This window comes from Arthrobacter sp. TMS2-4 (assembly GCF_054511075.1).
The window spans coordinates 65,950-77,800 of sequence record NZ_JBTNDI010000003.1 but is presented as its reverse complement, the minus strand read 5'-3'; the positions used below and the strand labels follow the sequence as shown (position 1 = coordinate 77,800).

The following is an 11,851-nucleotide window of genomic DNA, read 5'->3' as shown; positions in this document are numbered from 1 at the left end:
CTCAGATATCGAGGAAACGCACGTCCTTGGCGTTCTGCTGGATGAAGTTGCGGCGGGATTCGACGTCCTCGCCCATCAGGACGGAGAACACCTGGTCGGCGGCCGCCGCGTCGTCCATGGTCACCTGCAGCAGGGTGCGGTGCTCCGGGTCCATGGTGGTGTCCCACAGTTCCGTGTAGTCCATCTCGCCGAGGCCCTTGTAGCGCTGGATCCCGTTGTCCTTGGGCAGTCGCTGGTTTCTCGCCATGCCCATCTTGATCACCTCGTCGCGCTCCCGGTCGCTGAACACGTAGTCGTGCTTCGCGTTGGACCACTTGATCCGGTACAGCGGCGGCTGCGCCAGGTACACGAAGCCGTTCTCGATGAGCGGTCGCATGTAGCGGAACAGCAGGGTCAGCAGGAGGGTGGTGATGTGCTGGCCGTCGACGTCCGCATCGGCCATGAGCACGATCTTGTGGTACCGGGCCTTCTCCACGTTGAAGTCCTCGCCGATCCCCGCGCCGAAGGCGGTGATCATGGCCTGGACCTCGCTGTTGCCGAGGGCACGGTCCAGCCGGGCTCGCTCCACGTTCAGGATCTTGCCGCGCAACGGCAGGATGGCCTGGGTCTCGGGGTTCCGTCCGCGGACCGCGGAGCCACCGGCCGAGTCGCCCTCGACGATGTAGATCTCGGACCGTGCGGGGTCCTTGGACTGGCAGTCCTTGAGCTTGCCGGGCATACCGCCGGATTCGAGCAGTCCCTTGCGGCGCGTGGACTCCCTCGCCTTGCGGGCCGCGAGGCGCGCCTGCGACGCCTGGATCGACTTGCGGATGACGTCGCGGGCCGGCCCGGGGTTGCGCTCCAGCCAGTCGCCGAGCTGGTCCGTGACCACGCGCTGGACGAAGCCCTTCGCCTCGGAGTTGCCGAGCTTGGTCTTCGTCTGGCCCTCGAACTGCGGCTCGGACAGCTTGACGGAGATGACGGCGGTCAGGCCCTCACGGATGTCGTCGCCCGTGAGGTTGTCGTCCTTCTCCTTGATGATGTTCTTCTCGCGTGCGTACTTGTTGATCAGCGTGGTCATGGCCGCACGGAATCCCTCTTCGTGCGTCCCGCCTTCGTGCGTGTTGATGGTGTTCGCGTAGGTGTGCACGCTCTCCGAGTACGCGGAGGTCCATTGCAGGGCGACCTCGACCGCCATCCTCCGATCCGTGTCCTCGGTCTCGAAGGCGATCACGTCGGGGTGGATGACGTCCACGCGCTTGGACGAGTTGAGGTGGCGCACGTAGTCGAGCAGCCCGTTCTCGTACAGGTAGACCACGGAGCGGTGCTTCGGCTCCCCACCGGCATCCTGCGCCGCGTCGACCTCCGCGACCTCGTCCGTCTCCACGGCGTCCACGCGCTCGTCCGTCAGGGTGATGCGCAGTCCCTTGTTGAGGAACGCCATCTGCTGGAATCGTGCGCGGAGTGTCTCGAAGTCGAACTCGGTGCTCTCGAAGATCGAGTCGTCCGGGTAGAACGTCTGCGTGGTACCCGTCTCGGACGTCGGCTCGCCCTTCCGCAATTCACCAACGGGCTTCCCGCCGTCCGCGAAGGACTGCCGCCACACGTGGCCCTGGCGCCGCACTTCCGTCTCCACGCGCTCGGACAGGGCGTTGACGACCGAGATACCGACACCGTGCAGGCCGCCGGACACTGCGTAACCGCCGCCCCCGAACTTGCCGCCCGCATGGAGGATCGTCATGACCACTTCCACCGTGGGCCGACCCTCGGTGGGGTGCATGTCCACGGGGATGCCTCGGCCGTTGTCGACGACCTTGACGCCGCCGTCGGTCTGGAGCGAGATCTCGATGTGGTCGCAGTAGCCGGCCAGCGCCTCATCGACCGAGTTGTCCACGACTTCGTAGACGAGGTGATGGAGACCGCGGGGCCCGGTGGATCCGATGTACATACCCGGGCGCTTCCGCACCGCTTCGAGACCTTCGAGCACCGTGATCTCGCTGGCACCGTAGGCGTGCTCCGTGGCGGCCTCCAGGATCGGGGACTCGCCGTCGCCTATTCTCACGTCGCTTGCATTCAACTCGTTCTCGTGTGCCACAGGCGTAGACGGCTCCTCAGCTGGATCGACCAAAACAATCTTGTCCATTCTACCCTGAGGAGGGCCGCGGTCCGGCGCGAACACCCCCTCCCCGGCCAATAAACCCACATCAGACCGGACGGAACCACCATCCGTGAGTCCGGATACGACCACCGGGACCCCGATTGCGCCACAGGCCACTCAGCGGACAGCGCGAGCGGGACTCCGGGATCATCCGTACGTATCCCGGGGGCCTCGTCCTTTCACGGAGCGTCCGCCCTTGCGCCAGCTCGGAGCGGCAGGTCCGATGACGGACAGGCGCGTGACGACTCCCGGGCCGAGCTCGGCCTCGAACCGCTGCAGTACCTGCGGGGTGATGAGCCGCAACTGAGTGGCCCAGGCCGTCGAATCACACCGGACCAGCACGGTGTCCGCGTCGAAGCTCTCCGGGACGCAATGCGCTGCGATATCGGTGCCGACGATCTCGCTCCAGCGCGACAGCACCGATCCGATGGCGACAGGCGACTTCCATCCCCGCTCGGCGAGCATCCGCGAGAACACGTTTCCCACACCCTCGGGATCCCTGCCGCCGTAGACCGGCTCGGGCGAATACCGGCGACGCGACGTCTTCGCCGACCGCTTCGACGCAGCCTCCCGGGGCGTGCCCCTGGCCTGGGATGCGCTGCGCAACCGGTTGAGCAGGGCTTGCGGAGCATCCTGCTCAGGGAACGTCCCGTCGTCGTCGGGCGATGATCCCTGACTTCCCGACGCGGGGTCGGACGATCGGCCCTCGGAGCGCGGTGTAGCCGGTCCGTCGGGGGGAGGACCGTCTCCCGCGGACCGGTCAGTCATCCATTCCTCCCGCGGCATGTAAATGATCGGGGACACCCCCGCGGTCGGACGGCTGGTCCGCGCTCTCAGGAGCGACCTCGTCGCTTCCGTCGGCGCTCTCGACGCCATGCTCCGCGATCGCGCCGGGCACCACCCTCACTTGGCGTCCGAGGAGCGCCGCCGGGATGTCGTCACCCACGGCGGCGGTGACGAGGACCTGCTCCGCGGGAGCCACGATGGCCGCCAGCCGGGTCCGCCGTTGCACATCGAGTTCCGCGAAGACGTCGTCGAGGATGAGCACGGGATCCCCACCCGGCGTCCGGTCCTCCTCCAGCAGGAGGTAGTACGACGCCAGCCGTAGCGCCAGCGCCATCGACCAGGTCTCACCGTGGGATGCATATCCCTTGACAGGCATATCTCCGAGCAGCAGCGTGAGCTCGTCACGATGCGGGCCGACGAGGGAGATCCCGCGCTCGAGTTCCTTCTTGCGGTGTCGGAGGAGGCCGGCGGTGAACAACTCGACGAGTGCACCCTGGTCGAGTTCGCCCAGACCGTCGTCGGCACCGTCCCGCCCCGGCCCGGCGCCCTCGATGTCCGCGGAGGGGTCCGACGACGACGAAACGCTCGACAGATAGCCGATGCCCGCCGCCTTGGAACCGTCCGTCAGCTCCTGGTACGCGCGCTGCACATGGGGTCTGAGCTTGTCGACGAGGATCAACCGGGCAGACAGCAACCGGGCCCCCGACTCGGCGAGATGCTGGTCCCAGACATCGAGGGTGACTTCGTGCGCCGTCGAGAACCTGCCCGCTGCGCGGGCCGACTTGAGCAGGGCGTTGCGTTGCTTGAGCACACGCTCGTAGTCCGTCCGCAGTGCCGACTGGTGCGGGAGCAGCGACACCATGACTTCGTCCAGATACCGGCGCCGCACCGACGGATCACCCTTGACGAGGGTGAGGTCCTCGGGTGCGAAGAGAACGGTCTTCAGGATCCCCGCGGCATCCCTGGCACGTACGGGATTGGACCTGTTGATCCGGGCGCGGTTCGGTGATTCGGCATTGATCTCGACTTCCACGCTCGTGCGCTGCGCACCGCGGACCAGTCTGCCCCTGATGATGGCGCGCTCCTCGCCGAAGGCGATGAGCGGCTTGTCGGTGCTGACCCGGTGCGAGGACAGCGTCGCGAGGTAGCCGATCGCCTCCACGATGTTCGTCTTCCCCACGCCGTTGGGCCCCACGAAGACGGTGATACCCGGCTCGATGGCCGTGTCGAGCTGCCCATAGCTCCGGAACCCGGTGAGCGAGAGGTGCTCAACATACACCGGAACGCACTTACTCGGGCTTCGCTCGGGCGGGCTTGACGGCGTGCCCGCCGAACTGGTTGCGCAGCGCTGCGACCATCTTCATGGACGGGGCGTCCTCCTGCCGCGAGCTGAAGCGGGCGAACAGCGCGGCGGTGATCGCCGGAGCGGGGATGGAGTTGGCAATCGCTTCCTCGACGGTCCAGCGACCCTCTCCCGAATCCTCGACGTACCCGGCGATCGTCGCCAGTCCCGGGTCCTCCTCCAGCGCCTTGACCACCAGGTCGAGCAACCAGGACCGGACAACCGTGCCCTTCTGCCAGGCCGCGAACGTGCCGTGCACATCCTTCACGATGTCCTTGGCCTCGAGGAGTTCGTAGCCCTCGGCGTAGGACTGCATGAGTCCGTACTCGATCCCGTTGTGGACCATCTTGGCGTAGTGTCCGGCGCCGACGTCGCCGACATGCACGAAGCTCTCGGAACGATCGCCCTCCGGGCGCAGTGCGTCGAAGATCGGGAGGGCCCTCTCGATGTCCTCGTCGCTCCCTCCGGCCATCAGGCCGTAGCCGTTCTCCAGTCCCCACACGCCGCCGGAAACGCCACAGTCGAGGAATCGGATTCCCTGCTGGGCGAGCAGTGCTGCGTGGACCTGGTCATCCGTGAACCTGGAATTCCCGCCGTCGATGACGAGGTCGTCCTCGGACAGGAGGCGGGAGAGATCGGTGATCACGGCATGTGTGACCTCACCGGCCGGCACCATCACCCAGATGATGCGGGGCGTGGGGAGGGAGGACACGAGGTCTTCGAGGCTTGGAACGTCCGTACGATCCGGAGCCCGATCGAAGCCGGTGACCTCGATACCGGTCGCCCGGAGCCGTTCTCTCATGTTGAATCCCATTTTGCCGAGTCCGACAAGACCGATGTGCATGAGCTCTCTTCCTGATGGTGGGGTCGTCCGGCCGTCGGCCGGGGCTGCTGACCCGGTGGGCGCGCTACAGATTGGGCAGCCGCACGGGCATCAGCAGGTACCTGTAGTCCGCCTGGTCTTCACCTGATGCGTCCTGCTGGGCCGAGATGACCGCGGGTTTCGGCGGCGAGGTGAAGGAGAACCGTACGTACGGGCTGCTGAAGGCTCCGAGGCCTTCACTGAGGTAGTGCGGGTTGAAAGCGACCGTGATGTCGTCGCCGTCGAGTGTGGCTTCGATCGCTTCGGACGCCTGGGCGTCTTCCCCGGTGCCGGCGTCGAGCGTGACCTGGCCCTCGGAGAAGGCGAGGCGGACCGGGGTGTTGCGTTCAGCGACGAGGGAGACCCGGCGCACCGCTTCGACGAGGGTGCTGGTCTGCACGGTCGCATGGATCGGCGTGGTGGTGGGGAACAGCGACCTGATCTTGGGGTAGTCCCCGTCCACGAGCAGCGACGTGGTGCGGCGACCTCCGGATTCGAAGCCGATCAGCTCGGAGTCGTCCGACAACGCGATGTTCAGTTCACCGGCCCCACCGAGGGTCTTGGCTACTTCGCTCAGCGTCTTGGCTTTCACGAGAGCGCTGGTGGAGATACCGGGGGTGGAGGGTTTCCACGCCACCTCTCGAAGCGCCAGCCGGTACCGGTCGGTGGCGAGCAGTGTGATCAGGTCGTCCTCGATCTCCATGCGAACACCGGTGAGGATCGGCAGCGTGTCGTCGCGGCTTGCGGCGATGATGACCTGCGATACGGCCTGGGCGAAGGCGTCCCCGTCGACGACACCACTCACGGCGGGAAGCTTTGGCAGTTCGGGATATTCCCCTTCGGGCATAGTCGCGAGGTTGAAGCGGCTGTTGCGGCAGGTGAGCGTGACCTTGGAGCCGTCGGTGGCGACCTCGACCGGCGCCGAGGGCAGGCTGCGGCAGATGTCGGCAAGGAGTCGTCCGGAGACCAGGATGGTTCCTTCTTCGAGGACATCCGCAGGGATCTCGAGGCGAGCCGAGATCTCGTAGTCGAAGCTCGCAAGGCTGAGCATGCCGCTCTCTGCCTTGATGAGGAGACCGGCGAGGACGGGCACGGGTGGTCGTGGGGACAGGGAACGAGCGGTCCAGGACACTGCCTCCGCAAGTACATCCCGCTCAACTCTGAATTTCACGGAGCAGTGCCGCCTTTCGCCAGATCAAAAAAACAGCCACCGGCGAATCGCCGGCGGATGGTCGGACCCGATGCCTGGACGGATGTTCCCACGGCACGGGAACTACAACCCTACTGGGTCAAAGCTTAGCCGGATAGCGTCCGGCCCAGCCGGTGCTGCTGGGAGGGCGGGGCGAGGCGTGCGGGACGTGGAATGTTATTTGACGAGCTTTTGAAGTTTAAGGTTCGTAGTGTTAATAACTGCTGTGGATTCTGTGGATAACCCCGCTGCTCGGCGCGGCGCCGCGGATCCGGGCTGTGGACAAGGTGTGCGTCGGGCCGACGCCTCACAGGTGGGGGTTGTGGGCAGAATCCTTGTGATTCTGCGGATCCACAGGCGAGGAGGGGTTTATCCTCAGGCTGGACCGGGATGTTCCCCCGGTTATCCACAGCTGTGTCCACACCTGTTAATTACGCCACCCGCCGCCGGGAGGCGCACCGGGGGCTCACGTTTCGCGTTGTTTGTGCTTGATCCGGTTGGTGAGCTCGGTGACCTGGTTGAAGATCGCGCGTCGTTCAGCCATGAGCTCGCGGATCTTGCGATCTGCGTGGATGACGGTGGTGTGGTCCCGGCCGCCGAGTTCCTGCCCGATTTTCGGCAAGGACATGTCGGTCAGCTCACGGCAGAGGTACATGGCGATCTGCCGTGCGGTCACGAGGGTCCTCGTCCGCGACTTGCTGCACAGTTCCTCCATGCTGATCTGGAAGTAATCGGCTGTCTGCGCCATGATCACCGTCGACGTGATCTCCTGGGCGCCGTCGGCGGAGATCAGGTCCTTCAGGACGATCTCCGCCAGATTCACGTCCACGGGTTGGCGGTTCAGACTGGCGAAGGCCGTGACGCGGATGAGAGCGCCCTCGAGCTCACGGATGTTCGTTGCGATCTTGGAGGCGATGTACTCGAGCACGTCGTCCGGGGCGCTCAGGCTGTCGCTGATCGCCTTCTTCCGGAGGATGGCAATGCGTGTCTCGAGCTCCGGAGGCTGGATGTCGGTCAGCAAGCCCCACTCGAAGCGGGAGCGCATGCGTTCCTCGAACCCGATGAGCTGCTTGGGTGGCAGGTCGGAGGTGATGACCACCTGCTTGCTGTGGTTGTGCAGCGCGTTGAAGGTGTGGAAGAACTCCTCCATCGTCCGGTCCTTGCCGGAGAGGAACTGGATGTCGTCGATCAGCAGGATGTCCACGTTGCGGTAGGTCTGCTTGAAGCTCGAGCCCTCGTCGTCGCGGATCGAGTTGATGAAGTCGTTGGTGAACTCTTCGGAGTTCACGTACCGCACGCGGATCCCGGTGTAGAGATGCCTCGCGTAGTGGCCGATCGCGTGCAGGAGGTGGGTCTTGCCCAATCCGGAGTCGCCGTAGATGAACAGCGGGTTGTAGGCCTTCGCGGGAGCCTCCGCCACCGCCACCGCGGCAGCGTGGGCGAAGCGGTTCGAGGACCCGATGACGAAGGTGTCGAAGATGTACTTCGGGTTGAGCCGGCCGAACTCGTGCGAATTGCTGGGCGGTGTCGGGGACGGTTTCGCCTCACCCTTCGGTTCCGGCGACGGTGACGGCGGCTGGGCCGGCTCCTGGTCCGGAACGTCCTCGGCGACGGGGGTCAGCTCCGGATCGATGACGAACGCACACTGGATGTCCTCGCGGAACACATCGCGCAGCGCCTCATCGAGGGCTCCCTTGAGCTGGGTCTGCAACACCTCGCGGGTCAATTCGTTCGGCACGGCGATGAGCATCGTCGTCCCGATGAGTCCCTGGGCCTGTGCAAGAACCATGAAGCCACGCTGGCGGGGAGTGACGCGGTCGTCCTGTTCGAGGGTCCGGATGACTTTACGCCAGGAGCTCCCGACGTCGTTTACCTCATCTGTACCCACGAACACCCCTCTTGGCTGTGCTTCCCGTCAAAAATGTCCGTTCTCCACAGAGTTGTGCACATGGCGTGGATAAACGGAGCAGAGCCAAGACTAGAGGATGGAAAGTACAGAAGATAGCGGACTGGCGCGGCCGCAGGGCCCCTGCAACGGGTGGCGGCCATGGCCGGCGAGGGTGCGTGTAGGGTGAGTCGAGCACCGGTTGTCCACAGGGCAGTGCATAACCCGTCCACAGGCCGCCCGCGGTGAGTTTGACGGCCATCGGCGCTGTCCCCTACCGTTATGTAGTCCAACATGTCTGCATTTCGCATGCCATCACAGGTGTTCCCGGGTACTAAGAGGCCTCGGGATGTGACAGCTCTCCACGCGAGTGTCGGATGTACACCTTCATCGCGTCAGTCTGTTCTTCCCCCTTGTTGCAATGGGCCGGACGCATCTCAGATCGTTCTGGAGTAACTACAGTGAGCAAGCGGACTTTTCAGCCGAATAACCGCCGTCGTGCCAAGAAGCACGGTTTCCGCCTTCGCATGCGGACCCGCGCTGGTCGTGCCATCCTGTCGGCACGCCGCGGCAAGGGCCGTACCGAACTCTCGGCATAAGCGGTCCCTCCCTCGCCATGCATCCTCCGGGTGATCGCGTCGGCACGGGGTTCCCTCCCTCGATGAGGAACAGGAACTTCCCATGCTGCCGATGATCAACCGGGTGAGAACGGCAGCGGATTTTGCACGTACCGTACGTTCCGGTGCCCGGTCAGGGCGCCGGAACGTTGTGCTATATGGAGTCAGGACCGAATCGGCCCCCTCGAGGGTCGGATTCATCGTCGGGAAAAACGTCGGGAACGCGGTCACGCGCAACCTCGTTAAACGGAGGCTGCGCCAGATGGCGGCGGAGTGGGTCGGTGCGCATCCCCGCGGATACGACGTCGTCGTCCGGGCCCTCCCAGCGTCTGCCGCAAGCGACTGGCCGACCCTGACCAGGGACTTCGGGAACTGCGTGTCCGCGGTCGCCCGGAAGCTGAAGGACTCGGAACCACCGGGAAGGCAGGGCGGAGTATCGTGAGTGACGTCGCTCCCCGAGCGCTGGCCCTCGTCGTCGGGATACCGCGCCTGACGGTGATCGGACTCCTGATCGCGTACCGGAAGGTCGTTTCTCCGTTGTACGGCCCGGTGTGCCGGTTCTACCCCAGCTGTTCGGCGTATGCCCTCGAAGCCGTGACCGTCCACGGCTTCCTGCGAGGGACGTGGCTCGCCTCGCGGCGGCTGGCGCGGTGCCATCCATGGAACGCCGGCGGTGTGGATCACGTCCCGCCGGGTGGCAGGCATTTCCGCGAGGGGAACGTGCCAGCGATAGTTGTGTTGAACCACCCGGTGATTCCGGCCGATGACGAAAGCCGCCCCGCGGCCCGAGGAGCAGACTGATTATGGGTTTTTTTGAGACGATCCTGGCGCCGTTCAGGTGGCTCGTGTCGTGGATCATGTTCATGTTCCACGAGGGCTTCACGTTCCTCGGAATGGATCCCGCATCCGGGTGGACCTGGGTGCTGTCGATCGTCGGCCTCGTCGTCATCATCCGTGCTGCGCTCATCCCCGTCTTCGTCAAGCAAATCAAGGCGCAGCGCGGCATGCAGGCGCTCCAGCCGGACCTGCGCAAGCTGCAGCAGAAGTACAAGGGGAAGACGGACCAGCTCTCGCGTCAGGCGATGACGCAGGAACAGATGGCCCTGTACAAGAAGCACGGGACGAACCCGTTTGCCGCGTGCCTGCCGATCCTGATCCAGATGCCGTTCTTCTTCGCCCTCTTCACCGTTCTCAACGGGATCTCACGGGCCAGTGACGAGAACGAGGGGATCGGTGCACTGTCCCCGGAATCGGTGCGACAGTTCGACGATGCGACGATCTTCGGTGCGCCGCTGTCCTCGACGTTCCTCGGCAGCTTCGGCGCCGACGGCAACATCAGCGTCATCATCCTGTCCGTGATCATGATCATCGCCATGACGGCATCTCAGTTCATCACGCAGAAGCAGATCATGGCGAAGAACATGTCCGAAGAGGCCATGCAGAGCCCCTTCATGCGTCAGCAGAAGATCATGCTCTACATCCTGCCGCTGGTGTTCGGCATCGGTGGGATCAACTTCCCCATCGGTGTCCTGGTCTACTGGACGACCACCAACGTGTGGACGATGGCCCAGCAGTTCTACGTCATCCGTAGGATGCCCACGCCGGGGTCTCCCGCCGCCAAGGCCCTCGCGGACCGGCGAGCCAAGAAGGGTTTGCCCATGGTGCCGCTCCTCGGGGAGCGGAAGACGGAACCGGCGATCGAGACGGTACCGGAACCCAGGGGCCAGCGTGTTCAGCCCCAGCGTAAGAAGAGGAAGAGGCGATGACGGTAGACAACGAGGAACAGATCGCCGACAGCGAACCGGAGTCCGACGACGACGCCGGGACTCCTTCGGCCAGCAAAGCATCCCGGCTCGACGAGGAGGGTGACGTCGCCGCTGACTACCTCGAGGAACTGCTCGACATCGCGGATATCGACGGAGATATCGACATCGAGGTCCGCAGCGGCCGCACGTACATCTCGATCGTGTCCGAGGAAGGCTCCGACACGGGACTCGGCCTGCTCGTCGGACGCGACGGCGAGGTACTGGAGGCCCTGCAGGAGCTGACACGCCTCAGCGTCCTGACAGCCACTGATGCACGGTCGCGGTTGATCCTGGATGTGGACGGGTATCGCGATCGGCGCGGACGCGAGCTGACGACGATCGCCCGGGACGCGGTCGAGAAGGTCAAGGAGACCGGTGAGGACCTGGTGCTGGCACCGATGTCTGCGTACGAGCGGAAGATCGTGCACGACGTCGTCGCCGATCTCGGATTCGTGAGCGAGTCCGAAGGCGAGGGCCAGGCGCGGCACATCGTGATCTCTCCCAGCGATGACTGATGCTGACCGCTTCGACGCAGGAAGCCCTGACCCGACGGCCGACGAACTGACGGCGGCTACCGTCGTCTTCGGAGACAGGCTCCCCCTGGCCCGCAGCTTCGTGGCACACCTCGCCTCATCCGGGATCGAGCGTGGGTTACTGGGACCGAGGGAGGTGCCCCGGCTGTGGGGACGTCATGTGCTGAACTGTGCCGTCGTGGCCGAGTTGATGGACGCAGACGCGTCTGTCGTGGATGTCGGGAGCGGTGCGGGGCTGCCCGGTCTGGCGATCGCGATCGCGCGACCTGATCTCCGCCTCGAACTGGTCGAGCCGCTCGAGCGACGCGTCATCTGGCTGAAGGAGGTCGTCGACGATCTCGGGCTGGGCAATGTCACCGTACACCGGACGCGTGCGGAGGAGATGGTGGGCATCCTTCACGGCGACTACGTGACCGCGCGCGCTGTGTCCGCCCTCTCGACGCTGGCCGGCTGGACCATTCCCCTCGCCAGGGCCGGCGGGCAGGTTCTCGCTATCAAGGGACGCAGCGCCGGCGAGGAGATCGACAAGGCCCGCAAGGTGATCCGGAAGCTCGGCGGTGGAACGGCGGAGATCGTCGTGGTCGGTGCCGAGGTCCTCGAGGAACCCACGACCGTCGTCCGTATACCTGTTCGTTCCGTCTGAGGTTCGCCCGGCAACTGCGGCGTCGCCGTCCCGTAGCGCACGGGTATCCCGT

Annotated in this window: 12 protein-coding genes; 6 read left to right on the top strand and 6 right to left on the bottom strand. The window is 65.1% G+C overall.

Annotated elements, in window-relative coordinates:
• Position 1: 1 nt before the first annotated feature.
• The 6 genes from gyrB to dnaA all read right to left on the bottom strand — a co-directional run bounded on the left by gyrB (position 2) and on the right by dnaA (position 8,204).
• Positions 2-2,074 (bottom strand): DNA topoisomerase (ATP-hydrolyzing) subunit B, encoded by a 2,073-nt coding sequence (gyrB, locus tag ACX80F_RS05840; RefSeq protein WP_459335449.1) that lies wholly within the window; start codon positions 2,072-2,074, stop codon positions 2-4.
• Positions 2,075-2,284: 210 nt separating this feature from the next.
• Complete coding sequence (locus ACX80F_RS05835; RefSeq protein WP_459335448.1) at positions 2,285-2,905, bottom strand: DUF721 domain-containing protein; 621 nt, start codon at positions 2,903-2,905, stop codon at positions 2,285-2,287.
• Positions 2,898-4,202: a DNA replication/repair protein RecF gene (gene recF, locus ACX80F_RS05830; RefSeq protein WP_459335447.1), complete on the bottom strand. Its 1,305-nt coding sequence runs from the start codon at positions 4,200-4,202 to the stop codon at positions 2,898-2,900. Before recF ends, ACX80F_RS05835 begins: the two co-directional genes overlap by 8 nt.
• Before the next feature lie 10 nt (positions 4,203-4,212).
• Positions 4,213-5,109 carry a phosphogluconate dehydrogenase (NAD(+)-dependent, decarboxylating) gene (gene gnd / locus ACX80F_RS05825; protein ID WP_459335446.1) on the bottom strand — a complete coding sequence of 299 codons (897 nt, stop codon included), beginning with the start codon at positions 5,107-5,109 and terminating at the stop codon, positions 4,213-4,215.
• A gap of 64 nt (positions 5,110-5,173) precedes the next feature.
• Positions 5,174-6,298: a DNA polymerase III subunit beta gene (gene dnaN / locus ACX80F_RS05820; RefSeq protein WP_459335445.1), complete on the bottom strand. Its 1,125-nt coding sequence runs from the start codon at positions 6,296-6,298 to the stop codon at positions 5,174-5,176.
• A gap of 484 nt (positions 6,299-6,782) precedes the next feature.
• Complete coding sequence (dnaA, locus tag ACX80F_RS05815; protein ID WP_459335444.1) at positions 6,783-8,204, bottom strand: chromosomal replication initiator protein DnaA; 1,422 nt, start codon at positions 8,202-8,204, stop codon at positions 6,783-6,785.
• Between the two features lie 458 nt (positions 8,205-8,662).
• Between dnaA and rpmH the strand changes: the two genes are divergently transcribed.
• The 6 genes from rpmH to rsmG all read left to right on the top strand — a co-directional run bounded on the left by rpmH (position 8,663) and on the right by rsmG (position 11,799).
• Positions 8,663-8,800, top strand: coding sequence for a 50S ribosomal protein L34 (gene rpmH / locus ACX80F_RS05810; protein ID WP_022892375.1), 138 nt, complete (start codon positions 8,663-8,665; stop codon positions 8,798-8,800).
• 82 nt (positions 8,801-8,882) lie between these two features.
• Positions 8,883-9,260 carry a ribonuclease P protein component gene (gene rnpA, locus ACX80F_RS05805; protein WP_459335443.1) on the top strand — a complete coding sequence of 126 codons (378 nt, stop codon included), beginning with the start codon at positions 8,883-8,885 and terminating at the stop codon, positions 9,258-9,260.
• Positions 9,254-9,619: a membrane protein insertion efficiency factor YidD gene (gene yidD, locus ACX80F_RS05800; RefSeq protein ID WP_459335653.1), complete on the top strand. Its 366-nt coding sequence runs from the start codon at positions 9,254-9,256 to the stop codon at positions 9,617-9,619. Before rnpA ends, yidD begins: the two co-directional genes overlap by 7 nt.
• Positions 9,620-9,621: 2 nt before the next feature.
• Complete coding sequence (gene yidC, locus ACX80F_RS05795) at positions 9,622-10,584, top strand: membrane protein insertase YidC (protein ID WP_459335442.1); 963 nt, start codon at positions 9,622-9,624, stop codon at positions 10,582-10,584.
• The gene (locus ACX80F_RS05790; RefSeq protein WP_459335441.1) at positions 10,581-11,138 is read left to right on the top strand and encodes a Jag family protein; all 558 of its coding nucleotides are present in this window, start codon (positions 10,581-10,583) and stop codon (positions 11,136-11,138) included. Before yidC ends, ACX80F_RS05790 begins: the two co-directional genes overlap by 4 nt.
• Positions 11,131-11,799, top strand: a complete 669-nt coding sequence (rsmG, locus tag ACX80F_RS05785) for a 16S rRNA (guanine(527)-N(7))-methyltransferase RsmG (protein ID WP_459335440.1) — start codon at positions 11,131-11,133, stop codon at positions 11,797-11,799. Before ACX80F_RS05790 ends, rsmG begins: the two co-directional genes overlap by 8 nt.
• The last annotated feature ends 52 nt before the right edge of the window (positions 11,800-11,851 follow it).

Excerpts from the sequence above, each read along its gene's own strand:
- gnd (WP_459335446.1), bottom strand. The coding sequence starts at position 5,109 with ATGCACATCGGTCTTGTCGGACTCGGCAAAATGGGATTCAACATGAGA.
- rnpA (WP_459335443.1), top strand. The coding sequence starts at position 8,883 with ATGCTGCCGATGATCAACCGGGTGAGAACGGCAGCGGATTTTGCACGT.
- ACX80F_RS05790 (WP_459335441.1), top strand. The coding sequence starts at position 10,581 with ATGACGGTAGACAACGAGGAACAGATCGCCGACAGCGAACCGGAGTCC.
- yidC (WP_459335442.1), top strand. The coding sequence starts at position 9,622 with ATGGGTTTTTTTGAGACGATCCTGGCGCCGTTCAGGTGGCTCGTGTCG.
- rsmG (WP_459335440.1), top strand. The coding sequence starts at position 11,131 with ATGACTGATGCTGACCGCTTCGACGCAGGAAGCCCTGACCCGACGGCC.
- ACX80F_RS05835 (WP_459335448.1), bottom strand. The coding sequence starts at position 2,905 with ATGACTGACCGGTCCGCGGGAGACGGTCCTCCCCCCGACGGACCGGCT.